This window comes from Streptomyces gottesmaniae, from assembly GCF_031845845.1.
Taxonomy (GTDB): Bacteria; Actinomycetota; Actinomycetes; order Streptomycetales; family Streptomycetaceae; genus Streptomyces; species Streptomyces akebiae.
Genome location: NZ_JAVRFJ010000032.1, coordinates 68,901 through 92,620, shown reverse-complemented (window position 1 = coordinate 92,620; position 23,720 = coordinate 68,901). Strand labels below are relative to the sequence as shown.

Annotated in this window: 25 protein-coding genes and 2 pseudogenes; 19 read left to right on the top strand and 8 right to left on the bottom strand. The window is 70.2% G+C overall.

Features of this window, described 5'->3' with window-relative positions; translation table 11 throughout:
• Nucleotides 1–81: 81 nt before the first annotated feature.
• The 6 genes from RM704_RS30910 (at nt 82) to RM704_RS30885 (ending at nt 6,057) form a co-directional block, all read left to right on the top strand.
• On the top strand, nt 82–1,434 hold the full coding sequence (locus tag RM704_RS30910) for an aromatic ring-hydroxylating oxygenase subunit alpha (RefSeq protein ID WP_192829874.1): 1,353 nt from the start codon (nt 82–84) through the stop codon (nt 1,432–1,434).
• Nucleotides 1,431–1,958, top strand: a complete 528-nt coding sequence (locus RM704_RS30905) for an aromatic-ring-hydroxylating dioxygenase subunit beta (protein ID WP_033532355.1) — start codon at nt 1,431–1,433, stop codon at nt 1,956–1,958. Before RM704_RS30910 ends, RM704_RS30905 begins: the two co-directional genes overlap by 4 nt.
• Nucleotides 1,959–1,979: 21 nt before the next feature.
• On the top strand, nt 1,980–3,191 hold the full coding sequence (locus RM704_RS30900) for a Dabb family protein (protein ID WP_033532356.1): 1,212 nt from the start codon (nt 1,980–1,982) through the stop codon (nt 3,189–3,191).
• Nucleotides 3,155–4,348, top strand: a complete 1,194-nt coding sequence (locus RM704_RS30895) for a hypothetical protein (protein ID WP_311591424.1) — start codon at nt 3,155–3,157, stop codon at nt 4,346–4,348. Before RM704_RS30900 ends, RM704_RS30895 begins: the two co-directional genes overlap by 37 nt.
• Before the next feature lie 285 nt (nt 4,349–4,633).
• Nucleotides 4,634–5,410, top strand: coding sequence for a CoA transferase subunit A (locus tag RM704_RS30890; protein ID WP_033532466.1), 777 nt, complete (start codon nt 4,634–4,636; stop codon nt 5,408–5,410).
• A complete protein-coding gene (locus tag RM704_RS30885) occupies nt 5,410–6,057 on the top strand; it encodes a CoA transferase subunit B (RefSeq protein ID WP_033532358.1) in 648 nt (215 codons plus the stop codon). The genes RM704_RS30890 and RM704_RS30885 overlap by 1 nt, the downstream gene beginning before the upstream one ends.
• Nucleotides 6,058–6,234: 177 nt before the next feature.
• Here RM704_RS30885 and RM704_RS30880 read toward each other — a convergent pair whose 3' ends face one another.
• The gene (locus RM704_RS30880; RefSeq protein ID WP_033532359.1) at nt 6,235–7,308 is read right to left on the bottom strand and encodes a TauD/TfdA family dioxygenase; all 1,074 of its coding nucleotides are present in this window, start codon (nt 7,306–7,308) and stop codon (nt 6,235–6,237) included.
• 114 nt (nt 7,309–7,422) lie between these two features.
• Entirely contained in the window at nt 7,423–7,563 is a 141-nt protein-coding gene (locus RM704_RS30875) for a hypothetical protein (RefSeq protein ID WP_157856844.1), read from the bottom strand.
• Nucleotides 7,564–8,044: 481 nt separating this feature from the next.
• Here RM704_RS30875 and RM704_RS45210 point away from each other — a divergent pair.
• From RM704_RS45210 to RM704_RS30860, 3 genes and pseudogenes are all read left to right on the top strand, one after another.
• Nucleotides 8,045–8,281, top strand: a pseudogene (locus RM704_RS45210) (acyl-CoA dehydrogenase family protein); the annotation flags it as partial.
• Entirely contained in the window at nt 8,281–9,093 is an 813-nt protein-coding gene (locus tag RM704_RS30865; protein WP_052146597.1) for a CoA transferase subunit A, read from the top strand. The pseudogene RM704_RS45210 and the gene RM704_RS30865, both read left to right, overlap by 1 nt.
• A complete protein-coding gene (locus tag RM704_RS30860; RefSeq protein ID WP_033532361.1) occupies nt 9,093–9,761 on the top strand; it encodes a CoA transferase subunit B in 669 nt (222 codons plus the stop codon). Before RM704_RS30865 ends, RM704_RS30860 begins: the two co-directional genes overlap by 1 nt.
• A 60-nt stretch (nt 9,762–9,821) precedes the next feature.
• Here RM704_RS30860 and RM704_RS30855 read toward each other — a convergent pair whose 3' ends face one another.
• Nucleotides 9,822–10,604: an enoyl-CoA hydratase family protein gene (locus RM704_RS30855; RefSeq protein ID WP_033532362.1), complete on the bottom strand. Its 783-nt coding sequence runs from the start codon at nt 10,602–10,604 to the stop codon at nt 9,822–9,824.
• 296 nt (nt 10,605–10,900) lie between these two features.
• On the opposite strand from RM704_RS30855, the gene RM704_RS30850 reads away from it, so the two are divergent.
• The gene (locus RM704_RS30850) at nt 10,901–11,365 is read left to right on the top strand and encodes a MaoC family dehydratase (protein WP_033532363.1); all 465 of its coding nucleotides are present in this window, start codon (nt 10,901–10,903) and stop codon (nt 11,363–11,365) included.
• A gap of 7 nt (nt 11,366–11,372) precedes the next feature.
• Here the strand turns inward: RM704_RS30850 and RM704_RS30845 are convergent, their stop codons facing one another.
• Nucleotides 11,373–11,873 carry a GNAT family N-acetyltransferase gene (locus RM704_RS30845; protein WP_033532364.1) on the bottom strand — a complete coding sequence of 167 codons (501 nt, stop codon included), beginning with the start codon at nt 11,871–11,873 and terminating at the stop codon, nt 11,373–11,375.
• A 65-nt stretch (nt 11,874–11,938) separates the two neighbouring features.
• Nucleotides 11,939–12,640, bottom strand: coding sequence for an IclR family transcriptional regulator (locus tag RM704_RS30840; protein ID WP_052146598.1), 702 nt, complete (start codon nt 12,638–12,640; stop codon nt 11,939–11,941).
• Nucleotides 12,641–12,926: 286 nt separating this feature from the next.
• Between RM704_RS30840 and RM704_RS30835 the strand changes: the two genes are divergently transcribed.
• From RM704_RS30835 to RM704_RS30805, 7 genes and pseudogenes are all read left to right on the top strand, one after another.
• Nucleotides 12,927–14,012, top strand: coding sequence for a maleylacetate reductase (locus RM704_RS30835; protein ID WP_202808174.1), 1,086 nt, complete (start codon nt 12,927–12,929; stop codon nt 14,010–14,012).
• Nucleotides 14,009–14,920 carry a dioxygenase family protein gene (locus RM704_RS30830; RefSeq protein WP_033532365.1) on the top strand — a complete coding sequence of 304 codons (912 nt, stop codon included), beginning with the start codon at nt 14,009–14,011 and terminating at the stop codon, nt 14,918–14,920. Before RM704_RS30835 ends, RM704_RS30830 begins: the two co-directional genes overlap by 4 nt.
• The gene (locus RM704_RS30825; protein WP_033532366.1) at nt 14,917–16,137 is read left to right on the top strand and encodes an FAD-dependent monooxygenase; all 1,221 of its coding nucleotides are present in this window, start codon (nt 14,917–14,919) and stop codon (nt 16,135–16,137) included. The genes RM704_RS30830 and RM704_RS30825 overlap by 4 nt, the downstream gene beginning before the upstream one ends.
• A gap of 243 nt (nt 16,138–16,380) precedes the next feature.
• Nucleotides 16,381–17,079: a nuclear transport factor 2 family protein gene (locus tag RM704_RS30820; protein ID WP_078937560.1), complete on the top strand. Its 699-nt coding sequence runs from the start codon at nt 16,381–16,383 to the stop codon at nt 17,077–17,079.
• A gap of 120 nt (nt 17,080–17,199) precedes the next feature.
• Entirely contained in the window at nt 17,200–17,328 is a 129-nt protein-coding gene (locus tag RM704_RS30815) for a hypothetical protein (protein ID WP_311591414.1), read from the top strand.
• Nucleotides 17,328–17,677, top strand: a pseudogene (locus RM704_RS30810) (TetR/AcrR family transcriptional regulator); the annotation flags it as partial. The gene RM704_RS30815 and the pseudogene RM704_RS30810, both read left to right, overlap by 1 nt.
• On the top strand, nt 17,675–18,085 hold the full coding sequence (locus RM704_RS30805) for an LLM class flavin-dependent oxidoreductase (protein ID WP_311591459.1): 411 nt from the start codon (nt 17,675–17,677) through the stop codon (nt 18,083–18,085). The pseudogene RM704_RS30810 and the gene RM704_RS30805, both read left to right, overlap by 3 nt.
• A gap of 39 nt (nt 18,086–18,124) precedes the next feature.
• Here RM704_RS30805 and RM704_RS30800 read toward each other — a convergent pair whose 3' ends face one another.
• The 3 genes from RM704_RS30800 to RM704_RS30790 form a co-directional block, all read right to left on the bottom strand.
• A complete protein-coding gene (locus RM704_RS30800) occupies nt 18,125–20,188 on the bottom strand; it encodes a glycoside hydrolase family 2 protein (RefSeq protein ID WP_311591412.1) in 2,064 nt (687 codons plus the stop codon).
• A 240-nt stretch (nt 20,189–20,428) separates the two neighbouring features.
• Nucleotides 20,429–20,554 (bottom strand): RICIN domain-containing protein, encoded by a 126-nt coding sequence (locus RM704_RS30795; RefSeq protein WP_311591411.1) that lies wholly within the window; start codon nt 20,552–20,554, stop codon nt 20,429–20,431.
• Between the two features lie 664 nt (nt 20,555–21,218).
• The gene (locus tag RM704_RS30790; protein ID WP_033532367.1) at nt 21,219–21,911 is read right to left on the bottom strand and encodes a TetR/AcrR family transcriptional regulator; all 693 of its coding nucleotides are present in this window, start codon (nt 21,909–21,911) and stop codon (nt 21,219–21,221) included.
• 100 nt (nt 21,912–22,011) lie between these two features.
• Between RM704_RS30790 and RM704_RS30785 the strand changes: the two genes are divergently transcribed.
• Both RM704_RS30785 and RM704_RS30780 read left to right on the top strand, forming a co-directional pair.
• A complete protein-coding gene (locus tag RM704_RS30785; RefSeq protein WP_033532368.1) occupies nt 22,012–22,950 on the top strand; it encodes an NADP-dependent oxidoreductase in 939 nt (312 codons plus the stop codon).
• Nucleotides 22,951–22,982: 32 nt separating this feature from the next.
• Entirely contained in the window at nt 22,983–23,663 is a 681-nt protein-coding gene (locus RM704_RS30780) for an SDR family NAD(P)-dependent oxidoreductase (protein ID WP_033532369.1), read from the top strand.
• Nucleotides 23,664–23,720: the final 57 nt, after the last annotated feature.

The window sequence follows — 23,720 nt, the reverse complement described above, 5'->3', positions numbered from 1 at the left end:
CTGGGGGAGGGTGATGCGACATACGAGACGGCGTCTCACGAGACGCCGCTCGGGTCGGGACTTGTGAGAGGCAAACTCCCCATGGGAAGCAATCCCCGGACCGTCCCAGCGCCGATGATCGTCGAGGACTGGGACCAGCTCACCTTCCGGGTCAACCGCGAGGCCTACCGCAACGCGGAGATCTTTGCCCGGGAACGCGGCTGGGTGTGGATGCACACCTGGCTCTACCTCGGGCATGAGACCGAGATCCCCAACCCCAACGACTTCAAGGTCCGCACCCTCGGCGGCCGACCGCTGATCTTCTGCCGGGACAGTGCCGGCGAGGTCCACGCGTTCCTGAACTCGTGTCCGCACCGCGGCACCGTGCTGTGCCGTGAGAACGAGGGCTCGACCAGGCTCTTCCAGTGCTTCTACCACGCCTGGACGTTCCGCAACAACGGTGAACTCGCCGCGATCCCCGATGTCGGCGCCTACGAATCGGGCGACGCGTTCGGGGCGTCGATGGGGCTGCGCGGCGTGCCGCGCCTGGAGACCCACGAGGGGTTCGTCTTCGTCTCCTTCGACCCCGACGTCCCGCCGCTGCTCGAGTACCTCGGTGACGCGGCCGACTACATGACCATGATCGAGCAGCAGCATCTCGGCGGGATGACCACGCTGCCCGGCACACAGCTCTACAGCGTGCGCGGCAACTGGAAGCTGGCCGTCGAGAACGCCATGGACGGCTACCACTTCGCGCCGACGCACAACACCTTCGTGGGCTACCTGCGGGAGAGCGGCTACGCCGTCACCGACGACAACCAGTACGCCTACAACCTCGGCAACGGCCACGGCCTGCTGGTCCTGACCGGGCACGGCGGACGCATCAGCATGCTCTGGGAACCGCGCTTCGGCGAGGACGAGCGGGTCCGCACCGAGGCACACCGCGCCGAGATGACACAGCGGCTGGGGGAGAAGCGGGCGCACCACGTGGCCGACGAGAGTCACATCCTGTTCGTCTTCCCCAACCTGCTGCTCTTCGACATCGAGGGCCTGTCGATCCGGCAACTGGAGCCGGTGGCACCCGACCAGACCGACGTACGCGCCTGGCAGCTGGTGCCGCGCGACGAGGACCCGGACACACGCGCCCTGCGCATGAAGACGGTCGTCAGCTTCGTCGGCCCGGGCGGCCTCGCCACACCGGACGACATCGAGGCGTACGAGGCGGTCCAGCGCGGCATCCAGGCCACGGCCGGCAGCGCCCGGCCCGAGCTGGACTACAGCGACATGTCGCGCGGCATGGCCGACGAGGTCAAGGGTGTCCAGGGCAGATCGATCGACGAAGGCGCGATGCGAGGCTTCTGGCGGCAATGGGTCGAAGCCGTCGGGCTCGACGACGGCCTCGAGATCCACGGCGAGCGGCCGGCGTCCTTCCTGGTCGGGAGGGATGTGCGATGACCGCGATCAGCAACAGCGGCCTGGTGCTGTGCGCCGGGCGCACCGTCACCCGACAGGAGGTCGAGGACTTCCTCTACGCCGAGGCGGACATCCTCGACCACTGGGACTACGACAGCTGGCTGGCCCTCTTCGAGGACGGCGCCCGCTACGAGATCCCGACCACGGACTACCGCCCCGGCTGGTCGCCGCACCGGACCGGATCGTTCGTCGACGACGACTGGGACCTGCTCAGGGCCCGGGTCAAGCGCCTGAAGTCCCGCAAGGCACACGCGGAGAACCCCCACTCGCGCACGCACCGGCTGGTGTCCAACGTGCGGTTGTCCGAGTCGGACACGGAGGACTCCTTCCGGGTGGCGGCGTCCTTCGTGGTGCACCGCGCCCGGGACGGTCACTTCGACGCCTACGTCGGGTGGTACGACCACGTGCTGGTGCCCACCGAGGACGGACTGCGTTTCCGGTTGCGGCGCTCGGTCCTCGGCCACGAGTCGCTGGCGGCAGGCGCCCGGCTCAGCTTCATCCTGTAGCCGGCGACGGAAGGCGATCCGATGATCCGACACACCCTGTCCTTCCGTTTCGCCGACGGAGTCGACGAGGCCGCACGGGAGTCCGTGCTGGCCGAGCTGCGTACCTTCCCGGACCGGTACCCGACCATGCGCGGCTTCGTCCTCGGCGAGAACATCAGCACCCGCGACCAGACCTTCACCCACACCATGGCCGTCGACTTCGACAGTCAGGACGACCTCCTCGCCTATCTCGGCAGCGAGTCCCACGAGAACTTCGTGCACACGCGCTGGCGGCCGGTCATCGCCCAACAGGCCATCACCTCTTTCGAGTTCGCCGAGCGCCCCTCGCTCGCTGCAGGAAGGACACCGCCGGTGAGCACCCGCCCGCACGGCCCGTACGGCATGGAGTACGCCCGGATCGAAGTCCCGGACATGCAGGCCACCATCGACTTCCTCGAATACCACGTCGGGTTGCAGCTGGAGCAGCGCACGGACGAGTACGCCTACCTGCGCTCCGACATCGAGCACCACGCGATCGAGCTGATCCACGCCCCCGAGCGCACCGACGGGTGGACGACCGCGGTCGGCTACAGCGTGGAGAGCGAGGAGGTGCTCGAACAGCTGCACAAGAGCGTGCTCGACGCCGGCCTCGAGGTACTGGAGCTGCAGGAGCGGCAGAAGGCGCTGTGCGACAACGGCTTCGCGGTGAAGGACCCCGACGGCCTGGTCGTCGAGCTGTTCACCGAGTTCCAGGAGTACGCCGAGCCGCCGCACCTGGAGATCCGGCCGCTCGACCTGGTGCACCCGTTCATCGCCACCGCGAGGTTCGAGGAGATGGTGGACTTCTATCAGAACGTCCTGCACTTCATGCCCTCGGACCACGTCGTCGGCTCGACCACGTTCTTCCGCTGCGAGGACCGCTACCACCACAGCCTCGCGATCCAGAAGAACACCGAGCAGTACGTCGCGCACCTGTGCTTCGCGATGAAGAGCCTCGACCACGTCATGCGGATGCGCGCCCGCGCGCTGTACAAGGGCGCGCCGATCGCCTCCGACATCGTCAACCACTCGGCGTCGACGTCGATCGCGTTCTACCTGCACGACACCCGCTTCGGTCCGCGTTACGAACTGTGCGACCGGCACCGGGTGTTCACGCCGGAGGAGCACGAGACACACCGGCCCCGCAGGATGCCGGCCGACCCGCGCAACATCGACGTGTGGCGTCCGGCTTCCGACGACTGGGGACGTTTTTGAGACAGCGGTTGCTCGACGTCCTGCACCTGCTCGACGCGCTCCCAGCCCCACGCGGCGGGGAGCGCACGGCGGCCCACCGGGTGCGCGCCTGGTGCGCCGAGCGGTGGCCGCACGTCGAGTGGCAGGTGCTGGAGCACGGCTCCGCGGGCGGCAGCCTGGTCGCCGCCCACGGAGGCGGGCCGCTGCTGTACTCCCACCTCGACACGTCGCTGGACGACGGTGGTGAGTTCAACCGGCTGGTCACGGGCAACGCCGCGCCGGTCGGTCCGCTCACCGTGGACGACGACGTGGTGACCGGCTTCGGCCTCGGGGTCGCCCGGGGCCCGGCGGCCGCCGCGCTGGTCGCCTTCGCCGAGGCGGGTGCCGGGCGGCTCCTGCTCGCCGGCTCCGGAACGCACCGCCGCACGAGCGGGATCACCGGTCTGGAGGCGTACACCGACGCCTACCCGCTGCCGCCCTCGGCCATCGTGGCCAAGTGCGGCCCGCCGACGCTGCTGTGGCACGAGCCGGGCGCGTTCTACCTGACCGTGCGGGTGACCGGACGTTCCGGTGCCGCGATGGTGGCGGAATCCGCCGTGCCACCCGGGGGAGTCGTCGCCCAGGCCGGCATCGTCATGGACGAACTGGCACGCTGGCGCACGGCCTACCTGGCCGCCGATCCCCGGGTGGGGCAGACCGGCCGGGCGTGCGGTATCGGAGCGATCAGCGGGGGCTGGCCCGACAAGCCGGACCTGCTGCCGGCCCAGCTGCGGGTCGATCTGTACGTCGTCACCGGTGACCAGGTGGAGCCGAAGGCGCTGGCGGCCGAGCTGACCGACCGGCTGCGCGCGCGGTGCGCGGGGTCGGCACTGCGTGACTGCGAGGTCGACGTGGCGGCGGAGCCGGTCGCGTCCGCCGCGGCCACGCCGGCCGACGCCCCGGTGGTGACGGCCGCCCGAGCGGCCTGGCTCGACGAGTTCGGTACGCAGCCGCCGCCGATCACCGGATGGACGGGCTCGACCGACGGCGTCGTCCTGCGCGCCCGCGGCGTCGACACCGTACGCCTCGGCCCGAGGGCGAGGCCGGCCACGGACGACACCCGGCGGGACTCCCTGTCGTTGACGGAGCTGATGGCCTTCGCGCGCGTGTACCGAAGGCTCTTGACCGAACCGGGCTAGCCCGGGCGGCTTCCGACGGCGGGACCTGTCGGCCGGCCCGGGGGGCGCCGCCGAGACGGGCGCCTGCTCGACCGGGAGCCGGACCTCGACGCGTCCCGGTCGCGGCGGCCCCTCCATCCCCGTGCGCCCGGCCCCGTCAGGGGCGAGCGCGTCGGGACGGCCGCACGGCCGAAGGCCCTCAGACATCAGAGCCTCAGACATCAGAGCCACTGGTGAACCCGAGTTCGTCAGTGCGCGACCTCAAACCCGGGGCACGGACTGCCCTGAAAGGAAGTGGACGAGTCGATGGACAAAGTCATCGCCTCAGCCTCCGAAGCCGTGGCGGACGTCCCTGACGGGGCCTCCCTGACAGTCGGCGGCTTCGGTTTGAGCGGGGTCCCCGACATCTTGATCCAGGCCCTGTACGACGCCGGTGTGACAGGACTGGACGTGTTCTCGAACAACTGCGGCGCGCTGGACTCCGGCCTCGCCGTGCTCCTCGCCGCAGGCCGGATCGCGCGGGTGACCGGCAGCTACATCGGCGGCAACCAGGAGTTCGCCCGTCAGTACCTGGGCGGTGAGATCGAGCTGGAGCTGATCCCCCAGGGCACGCTCGCCGAGCGACTGCGGGCCGGGGGCTGCGGCATACCGGCCTTCTACACCCCCGCCGGCGTCGGCACCCTGGTCGCCGACGGCGGCCTGCCGTGGCGGTACGACGGTGACGGCGGTGTCGCCGTCGCCTCACCGCCCAAGGAGGTCCGTGAGTTCGCGGGCGGGGACTACGTCCTGGAGCGCGGGATCACCACCGACTTCGCCCTGGTGCGGGCGGCGAAGGGGGACCGGCACGGGAACCTGGTGTTCAGCAAGTCCGCCCGTAACTTCAACCCGCTGGCGGCCATGGCCGGCCGCATCACGATCGCCGAGGTCGAGGAGCTGGTCGAGCCGGGCGGCATCGACCCGGACCAGGTCCATCTGCCGGGCATCTTCGTGCAGCGGGTGGTGGCCCTCAGCCCCGAGCAGGCCGCCGACAAGAAGATCGAGAAGCTGACAGCCGTCCCCAGGGACCGGGAGGTACGGGCCTGATGGCTTGGACACGCGACGAGATGGCCGCCCGCGCGGCCCGTGAGCTGCGCGACGGCGAGTACGTCAACCTGGGCATCGGCCTGCCGACCCTGATCCCGAACCACCTGCCCGAAGGTGTCCATGTGGTGCTGGAGTCGGAGAACGGCGTTCTCGGCACCGGCCCCTTCCCCTACGAGGACGAGGTCGATCCCGACCTGATCAACGCGGGCAAGGAGACCGTCACGGTGCTGCCCGGCGCCGCGTTCTTCGACTCCGCGCTGTCCTTCGGCATGATCCGCGGCGGCCACATCGACACCGCCGTACTCGGTGCCATGCAGGTCTCCGAACGGGGCGACCTCGCCAACTGGGCGATCCCGGGCCGGATGGTGACCGGCATCGGCGGAGCCATGGACCTCGTCCACGGTGCCCGCCGGGTGATCGTCACCATGACACACACCGCCAAGGACGGCAGCCCGAAGATCGTCCAGGAGTGCGCTCTGCCGCTCACCGGAAAGGCCTGCGTCGACCGGATCATCACCGACCTGGCTGTCCTCGACGTGACAGCCGGCGGTCTGGTCCTCGTCGAGACCGCCCCCGGCGTCACCCATGAGGAGATCGCCGAGAAGACGGCGGCGAAGGTGATCATCCCCGCTGAGGCCACCTGCTGACCTCGCTGGACAGGTACGTCGTCGACGCTGTCGGCACCCTGGTCCCTGGCACGACGGCGCGCGGTTCGTAGGCGCGTCGCCCTGCCAGGGACTTGGCGCGTGGAGATCTCTCCCCCCGGCAGAAAGCCGCCGCAGCCATGCGTCGGCATGGCTGCGGCGGTGGGGAACTGCCTGGTGTCACACGCCCCAGTCGTCGTTGACCGTGACCGCGTCGGCGATACGGAACCGGCCGCCGGGCACCAGCGGGGTCGTGGGCTCACCCAACTCGACGACGTGCTTGCCGAACTTGGGAGCCAGCGGGCGGCCGACGTCCCGCTTGAGCCACAGACGCAGCAGGTGTCGACGGCGCTCCGGCTGCGGGTGGTCGACGTAGCTGGTGCGCGAGTGCAGCGCGGCGTAGTTGAGCAGCCACTGCACGTCCCCCGGCTGGAAGTCCATGTCGATCGGCAGGCCCGACTCCTGCGAGATCTCGTCGAAGAGGTTGATGGCCGCGACCTGGTCGGGCGTCAGTGGCGGGACACCGGGGTACTCCTGGGCGCTGAAGATCATCGAGTTGCCCGCGTAGGTGCTGAACACTCCGTCGACGTAGCCGATGATCGGCGAGGTGTACGTCAGTTCCGGAGAGTCGGGGTCCTGACGCCGCCAGTCCCAGTGGTACGTGTCGAAGAGCCGCGGAGCGAGGTCCGGCCGGCGGCGCAGCATCTCGTTGTAGATCGTGGTGCCGCTGACCAGGCTGGACGCTCCGCCCTCCTTGGCGCCGCGCAGGCACATGAGGGCCACGACGTCGGAGCTGTCCGAGTGGAACGGCAGCCGGTCCCGTACGCGGGAGGGCAGTGCCCCCTCGTCGGACAGCGTCTTGTTGGAGGTGGCGATCACATGGTCGAGCAGGTCCCCTCGCTGGTTCTGCCCGATCGGCTGGCCCAGGTGCAGGCCCATGACGAAGAAGATGGCGGCGGCCATGGCGTCGCCGTACGTCTCGGTGCGCAGGCCGCGCACCAGGATGAAGCCGCGCCCGGCGTCCATCTGGGCCGCGCACTCCTCGTTGAGCGCGCGGCATGCGTCGAACGGGTAGTCGGCGGCGGTGACGGTGCGCAGGTCGGGGTTCTCGGCGACGAAGCGCCGTCCCAGTGCCTCCAGCTCGGCGCGCTCGGCATCGCTGAGCACGTAGATCCATTCGGTGGACCGCGACAGTTCGTCGCCGCGCCAGGCGGACGGTCCGGAGATCGGCTGGAGGCCGACAGAGGTGGTCATGATGGTGCGCTCCTCGACAATGCGGTGAAAGCCCGTGGGCGAAGAACCGACGGACGACGAAGGTTTCGGTGCGGCGGGCGTTCGTCGCTCGGCGACGAACGGCGCTCGGACTGCTCAGAACGGGGTCTGAGGCTCGCCGGCGGCCGTACCGGGGCGCAGTCCTTCCCGCGGCGGGAAGTAGCTGAGCGGTTCGTCGTAGGTCCGGCGGCCAGGGCATGACACGAGCAGAACGCCGATCAGGGCGACTGTCTCCATGCTGGTCCCGTCCTTTCGAGAAGTGCCCCCACCATAGGCCAGGGCAGAATCCGAGTCAATGGGCGTGATGCCGTCTCGTATTGCAGTACGCGTGCCTGCCCGGTCGAGCCCACCGGACGGCATCCGTTGGGTGCGCGTGGACGGCCCGGTGTCAATCGTCAGTCGCACCCACTGGACGAGCGGGTTAACGACCGCTAACCTCCCGTCTGTAAGTTAACGTTAACTAACAAGCGTCACGCACAGTGCCCCGGGCTCGTCTGCCGAGCGGGCAGCGCGAGGAGGCAGTGATGGCGACTGCGGCCGCGGAGTTCCGGCGGGCCTCAGCTCCTTCCGACTCGTCGGCGAGCAAGCACTGGCCGACGGATTCAGACTCCCGACCCACGCCGCTCCACTGTCGGAGGGCTACCGCCGTAACCGAGACACGCACGCCGCAGCGGTGGCGACGCCTCGTCGCCGACTGCCGGAAGCCGCCGAGGGCGGCGGCGAGCGCTTCAAGAAGGAAGCCGCGCTCGCCGAGTTGTGCAGCTCCGAAACAGCCGTGGACAACGCCCGTGACGCCACCCGGATCCACGGTGGCTACGGCTTCATGAACGAGTACGCCGTCGCCCGCTTCTGGCGCGACGCCAAGATCCTCGAGATCGGCGAGGGCACCAGCGAGATCCAGCGCATGCTCATCGCCCGTGAACTCGGCCTCGCCGACCTGAACGGAGCCCGCTGATGGACAAGGTCGTCACCTCGGCCGCGGAAGCGATCGCGGTCATACCCGACGGTGCCTCACTGGCCGTCGGGGGCTTCGGCCTCTGCGGCATACCCTCCGTCCTCATCCAGGCCCTGCACACGCAGGGCACCACCGATCTGCGCGTCGTGTCGAACAACTGCGGTGTCGACGGATGGGGCCTGGGGATGCTGCTGGAAGCCCGGCGCATCTCCCGCGTCACCGGGTCCTACGTCGGGGAGAAGAAGGAGTTCGCCCGCCAGTACCTCTCCGGCGAGATCGAGTTGGAACTCGTGCCCCAAGGCACCCTCGCCGAACGCCTGCGGGCCGGCGGCTGCGGCATACCGGCCTTCTTCACCCCCGCCGGAGTGGGCACCCAGATCGCCGAAGGCGGCCTCCCGTGGCGGTACGACGCACACGGCGGCGTGGCCGTCGCCTCGCCGAAGAAGGAGGTGCGCCGGTACCGCGGGGCGGAGTACGTGCTGGAGGAGTCGATCACCACCGACTTCGCCCTGGTCCGCGCGGCCCGAGGGGACCGGCACGGCAACCTCGTCTTCGACAAGTCCGCCCGGAACTTCAACCCGCTCGCGGCGATGGCCGGACGGGTGACCGTCGCGGAGGTCGAGAAACTGGTCGAGCCCGGCGAACTCGACCCGGACACGATCCATCTGCCAGGCGTGTTCGTGCAGTCGGTGCTCGCCCTGAGCGCCGAGGAAGCCGCCGACAAACGTATCGAGAAGACGACCGTACGCCCGGTCCCCGCGGCCACCGAAAGGGTGCCGGAGCAGCGCGAGACGGCAGGAGAGCGGAACTGATGGCCTGGTCCAGGAGCGAGATGGCCGCTCGGGCGGCACGCGAGCTGACCGACGGATCGTATGTGAACCTCGGCATCGGGCTGCCCACCCTGGTGCCCAACCACCTGCCGCCCGGCGTGCACGTGGTGCTGCAGTCCGAGAACGGCATCCTGGGCGTCGGCCCGTACCCCACCGCCGACCAGGTCGACCCCGACCTGATCAACGCCGGCAAGGAGACCGTCGCCGTGCTGCCGGGCGCGTCCTTCTTCGACTCCTCCCTGTCCTTCGGGATGATTCGCGGCGGGCACATCGACGCGGCGATCCTCGGTGCCATGCAGGTCTCGGCCGTGGGCGACCTGGCGAACTGGACCATCCCCGGAAAGATGATCAAGGGGATGGGCGGGGCGATGGACCTCGTCCACGGCGCACGGAAGGTGGTCGTGCTCATGGAGCACGTGGCCAAGGACGGCACACCGAAGATCGTCGAGGAGTGCACCCTGCCGCTGACCGGCAAGCGCTGCGTCCAGCGGATCATCACCGACCTGGGCGTCATCGACATCACCGAGCACGGGCTGGTCCTCACCGAGACCGCGCCCGGCGTCACGGTGGCTGAGATCCGAAGCGGCACCGACGCCGAACTCGCGGTGGGCGAGGCGCTCGATTCCACTGCCGGGACAGGCCGTTCGTGAGTGGCCCCGCCGTTCCTCGGTGCCCCCATCCGCGGAGCACCGAGGGACGGCCGCATGTCGTCAGCGGGACGGCGCCCAGCGCGGCGGCCGGCGTTCACGGAAGGCGCGCATGCCTTCCGCGGCCTCCTCGGACGCGAAGAGGTCGGCGGAGAGCCTGACCATGGCATCACCCCGCTGCTGGAGCACCTCACGTGTCCGCGCCGCGGTCAGCTTCTTGGACTCGACCAGACCCTGCCGGGAACACAGCCGCAGAGCGCCGACGATCTCCCGGACGACGTTCTCCGCAGCCGCCGCGTCACGCGGAGCCTCGGTCAGTAGACCCATGCTCTCCGCCGTGGCGCCGTCGAACGCCTCACCCGTCAGGAAGTAACGTCCGGCTGCCCGTTCGTCGATGCGGGGCAGGACGGTGAGGGAGATGATGGCGGGGGCCAGACCGAGGCGGACCTCGGAGAAGGAGAAGGTCGTGTCGGCGGGCGCCACCGCGATGTCGGCGGCCGCGACGATGCCCAGTCCACCGGCCCGGGCGTTGCCCTTCAGATGCGCTATGACAGGGACCGGGGACTCCACGATCCGCCGCAGCAACCCCAGCAACGTCTCGGCGCCCTGCCGCATGCCGCCCTGCGCGGCCTCCTTCAGGTCCGCGCCCGCGCAGAAGGTGGGCCCGGTGTGAGTGAGGACGATCGCGCGAACGCCTTCCTCGGCCGCGGCCCGGCCGAGCCCGGCGTGCACCTGTTCCACCAGGGCGGCGGACAGAGCGTTGCGATTGCCCGGCGAGTCGAGGGTGAGGGTGGCGATGCCGTCTTCGATACGGAATCGCACCACGTCGTCGGTGAGCTCTGCCATTGCGGCTCCTTCATGGCGGGACGGAGCGCGCCGAACGGAACCGGCGATTGCTGGATGAGCGCGGTCCCTGGACGTCGCGGTGGACGCACATTAGCCTATGAGAGTGAGTTAACGTTAACTAACTGAGCGTCGCCCCGGCGCCTTCCGCACGGTGCGGGCGCCGGCGGGGCAGCGGGCGAGCCGCCATGGCCTGGAGCGACCCTGCAGATCGATGAGGACGGCGCTCGCCCGTCCGGCGGGTGGCGCGACTGCCGGCGGTGCAGCGGTCGGCTCACCAAGACCGGAAGGGTTCTGACGTGATATCCGCGAGCTACGAGGGCATTCGGATCGGTGACGTCGTGAAGACGGGATTCCGGACGGTCACCGAGGACTATGTGCGCGACTTCGCCGATCTGACGGGAGACCGGCATCCCCTGCATCTGGATCCCGCCTACGCGGCGCGGACGCGTTTCGGTCGGCGGATCGCGCACGGTGCCCTGCTGATGTCGACACTGCTCGGTCTGGTCGAACTCCATCCGAGCTATCTGCAGTGCTTCTACGGCATGGACAAGGTTCGGTTCCGGGCGCCCGTGTACCTGGGCGACTCCGTATGCGCGGAATCCGAGATCGTCGACATCCAGCCCCGGCCCGGCGGCGGGGCCGCGGTGGTGACGAGCGAGGTGCGCCTGATGAACCAGGAAGGAACCCTGGTGTTCTCCGGCCTCTTCGCGCTGCTCGTCGCTGGTCGCAGCGAGGCTCTGGCCACGGAAGCCGAGAGCTGACAGGGCTTCACACGGCTCGTTCCATGCAGACCAGTCGGTCTCGCTCGTCCCACGACTCGGTGACGGTGAATCCCAGCCGCTCGTACAGGGCGATCGCGCCTGTCCGCCACTTCCACACCGACAGCCGCACCGCGCTGACGCCGCTTTCCGCGGCATGCGCGAGCGCGGCGCTGACCAGGCTGAACGCGACACCCCGTCCCCGGAACGCCGGGTCCGTCCAGAGCCTCTTGATCTCGGACCGTCCGTCGACAGAGGCGGTCACCACCAGGCAGCCCACCGCGGCGCCCCCGCTCAACGCCAGCAGCACGACATCGTCGACGAACACGGCCTGTGGATCCGCGATCTCTACCCGGTAGCGGTCCGGCAACCCATCCACACCGGCGACGGCCTCACCCTTCTCGACCTGCGTCTGCAGATGGTAGGCCGCCAGCAGCTCTGCCGGCCCGTCCCGGGCGGACGGGGCCTGACCTGTCCAGCGGACGATGGCAACCTCGCGTCGATCAGTCATGACGTGAGCATCGCATGACCCATGTCAGGGCCGGAACGAGTACCTGGATCCCGGCCGGCGGCGCCTCAGGTGCCGAGACCTCGGGAAATGCCGCGGCCCGCCAGCACGACAGCCGGTACCAGCAGGTGCGTTCGGGCGTCGGCACCCACCACGGACAGGGCCGCGAGCGCGCGGCCTCTGGCGTCGGTGATCGGGGCGGCCACCGAATAGGCGTCCCCGCTCATCTCCTCGCGTACGACCGCGACGCCGGTCCGTCGGCACTCCGCCAGCGTCAGACGCAGGGTGGCCGGATCGGTGACGGTCCTGGGCGTGAAGCGTGCGAGGCCGTCCCGTACGACCTCGGTGAACAGGTCCTCGCCTGCGTGTGCCAGCAGCACCTGGCCGACGGCGGACGCGTGCAGAGGCAGCCGTCCCCCGACCTGGGAGACCACCGGGACCGCTCCCGCCGCGGAGATCTTCTCGACGACGAGGGCGTCGGTGCCGTCGAGGACGGCCAGTTGCACGTGTTGGCGAGTGGCCGCGTGCAGGTCCTCCATGACGGGCATCGCCCGGACGCGCAGCGGCAGCCCCCGTGGGTTGAGCGTGCCCAGCTCCCACAGGCGCAGGCCGACGACGTAGGAGCCGTTCGGCAGGCGTTCCAGCGCGCCCCATGTCGTCAGTTCGCCGACCAGCCGGTGGGCGGTGGCGTGGCGGAGGCCGGTGAGGCGGCAGATCTGGGCGAGGGGCAGTTCCGGGCGTTCCCGTGTGAACGCGTCCAGGATCGCCAGGGCCCGGGAGGTGACCGTGCGGCCGCGGTCGGTGCTGTTGGCCGTGTCGGCTCCCTTCGCCGTCGTGGCGGGCCTTCCGCCTCGGCCATTCTCCGGTCGGCGGCAGGGGAGGGGCAGGAAGGTGTCCGTTCAACGGACATCGTACTGACCGCCGTGGGGGCGGCCCCGGAGTCTCTCTCCCAGTCCGACAGTCGGAGGGAGTCCGAGAATGCGCATGACCGGGACGTCGCGGGGCGGCGGTGGCCGTGGCGGCGAGTCGCAAGCCGGTCCACCCAACGGGTCGCTGCTGCGTTTCGAGCACGAGAGCCTGACCCAGCGGGTCTGTTTCGCCTCGGGTGGGGCGGCGGCGCTGGTCCGGGCCGAGGTGGAGCGGCTCGGCGCCTCACGGGTGATGGTGATCGCGGCGCCGGCCGAGGCCGAGCCGGCGCGGACGGTCACCGCCGGTCTGCCGGTGGTGCTGCGGTGGGACGAGGTGGTGATGCACGTGCCCGTCGAGATGGCCGAGCGGGCTCGCGCCGCGGCGGCGGAACATGGGGCGGACCTGCTGCTCAGCGTCGGTGGTGGCTCCACCACCGGCCTGGCGAAGGCGGTGGCGCTGACCAGTGGGCTGCCGATCGTCGCCGTTCCGACCACCTACGCGGGTTCGGAGGCCACGACCGTGTGGGGAATGACCGAGCGGGCACGCAAGACCACCGGAGTCGACGTCAGGGTCCTGCCGCGTTCCATCGTGTACGACGCGGCGCTGACGGTGTCCTTGCCGGTGCCGATGAGCGTCGCGTCGGGGCTGAACGCGCTGGCGCACTGCGTCGACGCGATGTGGGGCCCCCGCGTGGATCCGGTCGACCAGGCGCTGGCAGGGGAGGGGATCCGTGCGCTGGCGGCCGGGCTGCCCGCGGTGGTCGCCGACCCGGCCGGCCTTCCGGGCCGCGAGCAGACCTTGTACGGGACGTACCTGTCCGCGGTGGCGTTCTCATCGGCGGGTTCGGGGCTGCACCACAAGATCTGCCATGTCCTGGGCGGCATGTTCGACCTGCCGCACGCCCAGGCCCACGCGGTGGTGCTGCCCCACGTGCTGGCGTTCAACGCACCCGCCGCTCCGGAGGCCGAGCAGCGGATCGCGGCCGCCTTCGGAGCCGGTTCGGCCGTCGGAGGTCTGGAACGGCTCCGGCGTGCGGTGGACGCGCCCAGGGCGCTGCGCGACTACGGCGTCACGGAGGCCGAGGTCGACACCGCCGTGCGGGCGGTTCTGGACGTGGTGCCGGACGGCAATCCGCGGCCGGTGACGGCCGCAGACGTCCAGCGGCTGCTGCGTGCGGCATGGCGGGGCGCGGACCCGCGTCCGGCGAGCGACGAGGAGGAGAGCCGACAGTGAACGAGCGGAACAAGGTGACCACGGAGCAGCACGCACGCGAGCAGGCCCTGGTGGACAAGGTCGTGGCCTCGTTCGAGACCGCCGAGGACCCGCGGCTGAAGCAGCTGACGCAGGCCCTGACCCGGCACCTGCACGCCTTCCTGCGCGAGGTGCGCCTGACCGAGGCGGAGTGGGACGAGGCGATCCGGTTCCTCACCGCGGCCGGGCACATCACCGACGGCAAGCGGCAGGAGTTCATCCTGCTGTCGGACGTCCTCGGAGCGTCCATGCAGACGATCGCGATCAACAACGAGGCGTACGCGAACGCGACCGAGGCGACGGTCCTCGGCCCCTTCTTCGTCGAGGGCTCACCCGAGATCCCGCTGGGCGGGGACATGTCGTTCGGTGCCGCCGGGCAGCCGTGCTGGGTCGAGGGCACGGTCACCGGCACCGACGGGAAACCGGTGCCCGGGGCCCGCATGGAGGTGTGGGAGGCCGACGAGGACGGCTTCTACGACGCGCAGTACGACGACGACCGCACCGCGGCGCGCGGCCATCTGTTCAGCGACCAGGACGGCACCTACCGGTTCTGGGCGATCACTCCGACCCCGTACCCGATTCCGCACGACGGTCCGGTCGGCGCGCTGCTCGCCGCGGTGGGCCGTTCCCCCATGCGCGCCTCGCACCTGCACTTCGACGTCCGCGCCGAGGGCAAGCGGACCCTGATCACCCACATCTTCGTCCGCGGCGACGAACTCCTCGACAGGGACGCCGTGTTCGGGGTCAAGGACTCGCTCATCCACGACTTCGTGGAGCACCCCGCGGGCACACCCGCTCCCGACGGCCGCGATCTCGGGGACCGGTCCTGGTCGAGTGTCCGCTTCGACATCGTCCTCGCTCCCGCGAACACGACAGGAGCCGGTGAATGATCAGCCAGGAGAAAAGACGGGCGCCCGCCCCGCGCGTCGTCGTGGTCGGCGGCGGAATCGGCGGACTCGCCACCGCGGCGTTCCTGCACCGAGCCGGGATCGAGGCGACCGTGTACGAACAGGCGCCCGCCCTCACCGAGGTCGGCGCCGGCCTCGTCGTCTCCCCGAACGCCGTGCGGCTGCTGCGCAGCCTCGGTCAGTTGGACCGCTTCCGTGAACGCGCAGTGCCGCTGCGGGTCGGATGGGAGTTCCGGCGCTGGGAGGACGGGCGCGTGCTGTTCTCCCAGAACCTCGGCGAGGAGTGCGAGCGGCGCTTCGGCGAGCAGAGCTACGTCGCCCACCGCGCCGATCTGCTCGCCGCGGTCCGGGCAGCGGTCCCCGAGGCGTCGCTGCGGCTCGGGTCCAGGCTCGCCGGCCTGCGCCGACTGGACGAGGGTGTGGAGCTGACGTTCACCGACGGAGCACGGGAGTTCGCCGACGTGGTCGTCGGTGCCGACGGCGTCCACACCACGGTCGGGCAGTACGTGGCCGAGGCGGGCCCACCCCGGTTCTCGGGCATCTGTGCCTGGCGGTGCCTCGTACCGGCCGCGAGAGCACCCGGGTTCGCGCGCCGCCCGGTCCAGACGCTGTGGCTCGGCCCCGACCGTCACCTGGTCCACTATCCGATCTCCGCGGGCGGACAGATCAACATCGTCGCGTTCGGGCCGGCGTACGACTGGACGACGGAATCCTGGTCGGCCGAGGGGCGGATCGAGGACCTGCGCGCCGAGTTCGCCGACTGGTCCGACGACCTGCGAGCCCTCCTCGTGGCCACGGAGCGCACCGGACGGTGGGCACTGCTCGACCGTGAGCCGATACCCCGCTGGGCGAACGGACCGGTCGCCTTGCTCGGCGACGCGGCGCACCCCATGTTCCCCTTCTTCGCCCAGGGGGCGGCACAGGCGATGGAGGACGCCGCCGTCGTCGCGGGCTGCCTCGCGAACCAGCCGGAAGACCCCTCCGCCGCGCTGCGTCGGTACGAGGACATACGTCGCCCGCGCGCCACCCGGGTACAGCAACTGAGCCGGGGCAGGGCGGAGAGCAACCACTTGCCCGACGGTCCCGCTCAACAGGCCAGGGACGCCTCGTTCTCGAGCGCGGACCCCTTCGCCCACAACGGCTGGATCTACGGGCACGACGCCGAACTGTCCCTGCGGGAAGCACTGGCGGCCGGATGAGCCGACGGGGAGTGGGCGGACGGACCCGGCCGACGGCAGGACGCGGCTTCCGCGCACGCCCTGCCGACCGCGCTGAGCTGTCCGGTCGGCCGGGCGCTGGAGCGTGTTCGCCCGTACGAGACGTATCACCGGCACAGGTCGATACCGTCGCGCATCCGGCCGTCGGCAGACTCCTTCGACGCGTTCCAAGCCGTCTTCGCCGACCTGATCAATTCCTTTCACGACACTGGACCGAGGTTTCGCATGCCGACGATCGAGACGGACAGGAGCGAGCTGCGTCAGCTCGTCGAGGACCGGGCACTGTGGCGTGACGCCGGTGACTGGGAGCGGTTCGCCACCGTGTGGCATCCCGTCGACGGCTGGATGACGGCCACCTGGTTCCAGGGCCCGGCGACGGACTTCATCGCGATCAGCCGGGAGGCCTTCGACAACGGCGTCAGCATTCTCCACTTCCTCGGCGGCCACACCTCCGACGTCGTCGGCGACCGAGCCGTGGCCCAGACCAAGATGATGATCAATCAGCGGGCCGAGATCGACGGAGTGGAGGTCGACGTCGTCTGCACGGGGCGCTTCTACGACTTCTGCACGCGCCACGAGGGCGCATGGAAGATCGTCCGCCGGCAGCCGATCTACGAGAAGGACCGTCTCGACGTGGTCGATCCGTCCGCGACGCTGAGCCTGGACCCGCACCTGTTGGGCCGCTTCCCGGTGGGGTACCGCCACCTCGGCTACCTCCAGACGAAGGCCGGCTTCACGGTGAAGACCGGGCTGCCGGGCCTCACGGGCGAGGTCGTGCGGCGCCTCTACGAAGAGGGCGCGAAGTGGCTGGCCGGCTCCAGCGCTCCGGGTGACCTGCAACCGGTGCCCGCGGGAAGCGAGTCCACCAGAACCATGAGGAGCGCGAAGGACAGCATCCTCGACTTGCCTGGACAGGGCACCTAGGTCCATGTGCCGAGTTCGGTTCGGGCTGCGGTCGGGTTTCCGTCGCGAACTCCGTCGATACCGTTGGTGATCAGTCGTGGTCAAAGCGGCTCAGGTGTCGTGGACGCACCGAGGAGAGCGATGTCCAGCAGCGGCTACACGTACCTGTGCGATGTGTGTTCGCGCAGCGCCGTCTCGCTGTCCGCTTATCCGGTGCGGATCGACGACGGATGCGTGTACGCGCTCGTGGCACCGAGGGGTGAACGGTGATGCAGGCGTCGGACGGTGCCACCGGGGAGCGGGTCGACGCCGCCAGCAACCGCGCCCGGTTGCCGGCGGCGGCCGCGGAGCTGGTGGCCGACAGAGGAGCGGAACATGTGACGATGCACGAGGTCGCGCAGGCGGCAGGGTGGGCAAGGGCACGCTCTTTCGCCGGTCCGGCGACCGCACCGGGCTTTTGCTGGCTCTGTTGAATGACGCCGAGGCCGAGTTCCATGCGGCATACACTTCCGGGCCGCCACCGCTGGGCCCGGGAGCACCGGCGAGTGAGCGGCTGGCGGCGTTCGGGTGTGCCTTGCTCGCGCGCAACACCGACGCGGCGGACCTGGGTGCCGCTGTGGACATCCCCGCCACCCACGTCGACCTCAAGCCCGTCCAGACCCCGCGCCCCTCGATCTACCTCGCCGGTTTCGCCCCCGCCGCCATGCGCCGCGTAGCGCGCCGCGCCGACGGCTGGCTCCCCGTCGTCCAGCCCGGAGCCGGTCACTTCGACCCCGACGCCATCGATGTCCCCATGGCCGAAGTCCGGCGCCTTGCCGCCGAAGAAGGCCGCGACCCTGCCCAGCTCGACATGATCCTGCGGGTCCACCCACTCGCCGAAGCCGGCTTCGAGGACATGGTGGAAGCCAGCACTCGCGCCGCGGCGGAGACCGACGTCACCCACTGCTTCGTCGAACTCATGAAGGTCGCCGACGATGTCGACCAGGCCCTCGACCTCGCGAACCGCGTGCTCAAAGCGACCCGGTGAGGACAAGGGCCTCGGACCCTCCGCCTGTCGTCGAAGTGCCTAACCGAGAGTCCAGTTGACGCTGTCGGTGTAGGTGGAGCCGTTGATGGTCGCGGTGACGGTCACGGTGTTCTGCCCGGGCCTCAAGGTGATGCTGGGCCAGCTGAAGATGTGGTCGCTGCTGCTCCGGGTGCCCAGGGAGGTGCCGTTGAGGGTGGCGGTGACCTGGCCCGCGTTGGAGTAGACCTTGAGTTCGGTGGTGGCGTCGGTGCGCTGGGTCCAGCGGCGGCTGGTGATGTGGAGGGTGGGAGTGTCGGCCCAGTTGGCCTTGTACCAGTAGAAGGCGTCCTTGCGGGTCTGCCGGTCACGCGTGACCAGGCCCTTGTCGTTGATTCCGGGCCGGTCCCCTTCGTTGCGGCCGTCGGAGGCGAAGTCGAACATGGCCCAGACGAACGTGCCCCAGATGTACGGGCGGCTCGCGAGCTGCTTCCAGGCCGCTTCGTGGAACAGCGACTGGTACTCCTCGGGGTGCCAGGATCCGCCCGGGGCCGGCTTCGGCGGGTTGAGGGCGTGCTGGGTGGTGCTGGCGCCGACGCCGTACTCCGACATGGCGATCCTGCGGGACGGGGAGGTCGCGTGCAGGTTGTCGGCCCACGCTCCGAGGTCGCCGTCCTTGGAGCCGTAGTACCAGCCGTAGTACTTGTTGAAGCCCGTCGTCCGCGTGTGCAGCCCAGCCTGGGCGTTGTCGGGATCCTCGCCGCGCACCGCGTAGGTGGAGAGGCGGTCGGGGTCCTCGGCTTCGATGATGTCGGCGAGTGACGCGAGGAGCCTGTTCGTGGCGGTGCCGTTGTAGTCGAGGAGTTCGTTGCCGATGCCCCAGAAGGCGATCGACGGGTGGTTGTAGTTCTGCCGGATCAGTTCTCGCAGCTGGTTCTGGGTGCTGGTGGTGAAGGCGGCCGAGTCGGTGACGATGTCGACCAGCGGGATCTCCGCCCACAGGAGCAGCCCGCGTTCGTCCGCGAGGTTGTAGTCCTTCTGGTCGTGCTGGTAGTGCGCCATGCGGACGGCGTTGGCGCCGATCTCCCGGACGAGGTCGAGGTCCTGGGTGTGGTCGGCGTCGGATATCGCCCAGCCCTTGACGGCCCGGTCCTGGTGCAGGTTGACGCCGTGCAGGTGGAGGTGGCTGCCGTTGAGGTGGAAGCCGGTGTCGGCGTCGACGGCGAGGGAGCGAAGGCCCAGGCGTTCGGTCACCACGTCCGTGATCCGGTCCCCGCCCCCGGTGACGTCATGGATCTCGACGCTGGCGTCGTGGAGGTAGGGATCCGCAAGTCCGTTCCACAGGCGCGGGTTGTCGATGCGGACGGTCTGCCGGATCTCCGTTCCGGTGGCCGCGGGGACGGTCTGCGCGGTGCTGCCGGCCTCCGCGACGACGGTCCCGCTCCTGTCGGCGATGACGGTGCGGACGACCACCGATCTGCTGGTGCCGCTGTCGTTCCACAGCTTCGTCGTGACGGTCACCGTGGCGGACGCCGCGGTCACGTCGCTCTGCCGGAGGTAGATTCCCGGGCCCGCGTAGTCCGTCATCCGCACATGGAGGTCGTCGACGGCCCACAGGCTCACGTTGCGGTAGACACCGCCCTGGAAGGTGTAGTCAGCGCCCACCGGGGCGATGTTGGTGTCGCGGGCGTTGGTCACCTTCACCGCGATCACGTTGTCCTGTCCCGGGACGAGCGCGGCGGTGGTGTCGAACCTGAAGCGGGAGTACCCGCCCCTGTGCTGCCCGAGGTACGTGCCGTTGATCCAGACGTCGGCGACCTGGTTGACCCCGGCGAACTGCAGGTACAGCCGCTTGCCCGCCAGTTCGGACGGCACGGTGTAGTGACGGCGGTACCAGCCCACTCCGCGGTGGTAGTTGTTGCCGCCGTCCGCGCCGTCGACGGCGTTCCAGGTGTGGGGCGTGTTGACGGACGTCCATCCGGAGTCGTTGAACCCGGTCGCCTGCGCACCGGTGACGTCCTGTCTGATGAATCGCCACCCGTTGTTGAGATCGATGCGGACGCGTGGATTCGGCGCCGTGTACGTCACGGCGGCGGACGCGGCGCCGGCCGTCGCGACCCCGATCAACGAGGCGGCCACTCCTCCAGCCGTCGCTGTCAGCACCTGTCGGCGAGTGGGGGAACCTGTCATTGCGGAACTCATTTCCGTGAAGGTGGAGTAGAAGGTCTTCCTGGCACGGCGTCACGCCGACGGCTGTGGCGTGGGAGCACGGCGGCGACCAGTGGACGCGTACGGAGGGATGGCCGGGCTCGTGGACTTGGCCGTCGAGCCCGGCCGACGGGATCTCGCCCCCTGCCTTGCGTCAGGTCAGTTGACGCGGACGATCTTCCAGAGCTGGTCGTCGAGGTTGAGGCCGCTCCACTGGACGATGGCTGCGCCGTCGGCGGTGGAGGACTGGGCGACGCCGGCGACGAGTGTGCTGTTCACTGACATGACCACGCGGTCTGACCGCGCGGTCAATGTCTACGCACCCACCGGCCGCTCGTCAAGAGTTTGGGTAGCGTTCTCTGCCGTCCGCTGTGGGGGGTCGCCGAGGTCGGCGGCTGCGGAGGGGGTCGTCCGGCGGGCCCGGCAATCCCTGGTGGCGATGTGTCAATGCTGGTCAGATCGCCATTGCTTGGCGCAGAGCGATGTGACGCGCAGCCCCGTCGGGCTGGTCCGGCCACTGATGGTGCGACCTTTCGCCGGTTCCGGCCGTCAGGTCTTGTCGAGCGCGAAGCCTTGACAGTGAGGCCGCGGAGCGTCCACGCTTCCTGGCGGCCGCCGATCGAGATTGTCCGATCGTGTTTGTTTGCGGTCGCTGAAGCCCTTCGCGTGCCGTTCTCCGTTCCTGCTGACGCGCCATGCCTGGGTGCCGCCAGCCCTGTCAGGAGCCGCCATGCACCATGCGACTGCGTTGCCAGGCCGCCGACCCCCGAGTCGAAGCTCACGCCGCCCGGACGCCCCACCACGCCGACAAGCGGCGAGCGGACGTTCTCATCGCCGCCGACACGCGACCGCAGGGGCGGACCCGTCTACTCATCGTGCGGTCAGGCTGGGCGTCAACGGCCTGCGCTTCCACGGCTGCTGGGGGCCTTGGCGAGCCCCGGGAGCCGCCTTAGGTGGCGGCCGGCCCGGTTCGTGAGAGGCGGACCATGGCCCGGTACAGGGCGCTGGGCGCCGGCGCGTCGGGCAGAGCGGGGATCGGGGCCCCGGGCGCGGCGTAGGAGCGGAGCATGTGGCCGACGAGGCGGCGCCAGGTGTCGGGGGCGGCGTCGCCGGTGGCGGTGATGACGCCGGCGTTGGCCATGAGCAGGATGACGACATCCTGGTGGGTGAAGTCCTCGCGCAGGTGCCCGGTGTCCTTGGCGCGGGCGATGAGTTCGAGGAGGCTCTGGTAGGCCTCGGCGCGGCGGGTCTCCAGTGCTTTGGCGGTGGGGAAGGTCATCGTCAGAACGTCGGCGAAGCCGCGGTCGGCGGCCTGCATGGCGCAGACGGCGGTGATGTAGCCGGTGAAGCCGTGCCAGGGATCGGGGTCGGCGAGTGCGTCGGCGACGGCGTCGGCGTAGGCGTCCATGCGGTCGGCGAAGACCGCGTTGACGAGTTCCTCCCGGGTGGCGAAGCGGCGGGAGAGGGTGGCTTTGCCGACCCCCGCCTCGCGGGCGACCGAGGTCATGGAGACGCCGAGCCCTTCGGTGGCGTAGAGGCGGCGGGCGGCGGCCAGGATGCGGTCGCGGTTGCGCTCCGCGTCGGCGCGCAGTCCCGTGCCGGGCTGTCGGCACGGCGTCTGATCGTGAGGCGGGGAGGTCATGCCCCCACTCTACTCAAGTGGAACGGGCGGGCCGGTTCTGTTGTACGGTGGGCGACAGCAGAAGTGGGCCGCCCGGTCCACTTAACTCAGGGGTGCTGTCATGCGTGCTGTAACACTCGATTCCGTCCCCTCGACCCCGGCCGTGGCCGAGGTGGAGATCCCTCGTCCACAAGCCGGGGAACTGTTGGTCAAGGTGGCCGCCGCCTCCTTGAACGGCATCGACCTCGCCACCGCCGCCGGCTACACGCAGGCGTTCATGGAGCACCGCTTCCCTCTGGTCCTCGGCCAGGACTTCGCGGGCACCGTCGAGGAACTCGGCGAGGGTGTGGACGGCTTCGCGGTCGGCGACGCGGTCTTCGGCGTCGTGCTGAAGCCGTTCCTGGGCGCCGGGTCGCTGGCCCAGTACGTCACCGTGCCCGCCGGATACGGCGTCGCCCACATTCCCGCGGGCCTGACGGTGGGGGACGCGGGCGCGCTGGGCGTGGCCGGGGCCACCGCCCAGGTGAGCCTGGACGCGGTGGGCCTGTCCGAGGGCGAGACGGTGCTCGTCTCCGGGGCCTCCGGCGGCGTGGGCGCGCTGGCGGTGCAACTCGCCGCAAGCCGCGGTGCGAAGGTGGTGGCGACCGCCCGTCCCGGCGCCCAGGCCGACTTCGTGGCCGGCCTCACCGGTGCGGAGGTGCACGTGGTCGACTTCACCGGTGACCTGGAGGGACAGGTCCGCGCGATCGCCCCGGACGGTGTGGACGCGGTGCTGCACCTGGCGGGCGACGGCCCGGCGCTGGCCGCCCTGCTGCGGCCGGGCGGACAACTCGCCTCCGCCACCGGCCTGACCCAGGACGACGTCAAGGAGCAGGAAGTCACCGTCCACACGATCATGGCCACCCCGGACGCCCAGATCCTGACCTCCCTGGCCGAGCAGGTCGCCTCCGGCGCACTGCATGTGCCGGTCACGGCCACCTACGCGCTGGAGCAGGCCCCGGAGGCGTTCGCCGCCTTCGGCGCCAGTACCCCGGGCAAGATCAGCGTCACCTGCGCCTGAAACCGACCCCACTTCACGGAAGAGAAACCATCGTGCCCACTATCGCCATCGTCGGCGCAGGCCCCGGTATGGGCCTGGCCATCGCCCGCACCTTCGGCGGCCGAGGCTTCGACGTCGCCCTGATCTCCCGCTCCGAGGAGAAGCTGCAGACGCTGGTCGACCAGCTCGGCCAGGACGGCGTCACGGCCGCCGCGTTCCCCGCCGACGTGCTGGACCGCGCCTCACTGACGGATGCCCTGGACAAGGCCAAGGCCCGTTTCGGCGGCATCGACGTACTGGAGTACTCCCCGGCCCCGCACTCCCCGGTGCCCGGCCTCACCATGGTCGCCCCCTCCGAGGCCACGGTGGACGATCTCCAGCCGCAGATCGAGTACGCCTTCTACGGTGCCGTCGCCGCGACCCGCGCGGTGCTGCCCGCGATGCGCGAGGCGGGCGCCGGCACCCTGCTGTTCACCACCGGCGGCGGTTCGGTCGATCCCGTCCCCATGTTCGGCAACGTCAACGCCGCCGGGGCGGCCCTGCGCAACTGGGTCCTCAACCTGGCCAAGGAACTGGCCGGCAGCGGTGTGCACGCCGCACACGTGGCGATCAACGTCTGGATCGGCGACCGCGGCCCCGAGGGCTTCCCGGCGGCCACACCCGAGCAGATCGCCCCCGTGTACTGGGACCTGCACGAAAACCGCGACCGCTCCGAGGCCGTGTTCAACGCCTGACCGGCGGTCCGACCCCTCTTCGGGGAGGGACGCCCGCGCCCTCCCCGCCTCGTTCCC

Coding starts and splice junctions, on each gene's coding strand:
- RM704_RS30825 (WP_033532366.1), top strand. CDS start 14,917: ATGATCAGCCAGGAGAAAAGACGGGCGCCCGCCCCGCGCGTCGTCGTG.
- RM704_RS30860 (WP_033532361.1), top strand. CDS start 9,093: ATGGCCTGGTCCAGGAGCGAGATGGCCGCTCGGGCGGCACGCGAGCTG.
- RM704_RS30900 (WP_033532356.1), top strand. CDS start 1,980: ATGATCCGACACACCCTGTCCTTCCGTTTCGCCGACGGAGTCGACGAG.
- RM704_RS30845 (WP_033532364.1), bottom strand. CDS start 11,873: ATGACTGATCGACGCGAGGTTGCCATCGTCCGCTGGACAGGTCAGGCC.
- RM704_RS30890 (WP_033532466.1), top strand. CDS start 4,634: ATGGACAAAGTCATCGCCTCAGCCTCCGAAGCCGTGGCGGACGTCCCT.
- RM704_RS30855 (WP_033532362.1), bottom strand. CDS start 10,604: ATGGCAGAGCTCACCGACGACGTGGTGCGATTCCGTATCGAAGACGGC.
- RM704_RS30790 (WP_033532367.1), bottom strand. CDS start 21,911: ATGACCTCCCCGCCTCACGATCAGACGCCGTGCCGACAGCCCGGCACG.
- RM704_RS30875 (WP_157856844.1), bottom strand. CDS start 7,563: ATGGAGACAGTCGCCCTGATCGGCGTTCTGCTCGTGTCATGCCCTGGC.
- RM704_RS30885 (WP_033532358.1), top strand. CDS start 5,410: ATGGCTTGGACACGCGACGAGATGGCCGCCCGCGCGGCCCGTGAGCTG.
- RM704_RS30795 (WP_311591411.1), bottom strand. CDS start 20,554: ATGTCAGTGAACAGCACACTCGTCGCCGGCGTCGCCCAGTCCTCCACC.
- RM704_RS30820 (WP_078937560.1), top strand. CDS start 16,381: ATGCCGACGATCGAGACGGACAGGAGCGAGCTGCGTCAGCTCGTCGAG.
- RM704_RS30910 (WP_192829874.1), top strand. CDS start 82: ATGGGAAGCAATCCCCGGACCGTCCCAGCGCCGATGATCGTCGAGGAC.
- RM704_RS30905 (WP_033532355.1), top strand. CDS start 1,431: ATGACCGCGATCAGCAACAGCGGCCTGGTGCTGTGCGCCGGGCGCACC.
- RM704_RS30865 (WP_052146597.1), top strand. CDS start 8,281: ATGGACAAGGTCGTCACCTCGGCCGCGGAAGCGATCGCGGTCATACCC.
- RM704_RS30815 (WP_311591414.1), top strand. CDS start 17,200: ATGTCCAGCAGCGGCTACACGTACCTGTGCGATGTGTGTTCGCGCAGC.
- RM704_RS30785 (WP_033532368.1), top strand. CDS start 22,012: ATGCGTGCTGTAACACTCGATTCCGTCCCCTCGACCCCGGCCGTGGCC.
- RM704_RS30880 (WP_033532359.1), bottom strand. CDS start 7,308: ATGACCACCTCTGTCGGCCTCCAGCCGATCTCCGGACCGTCCGCCTGG.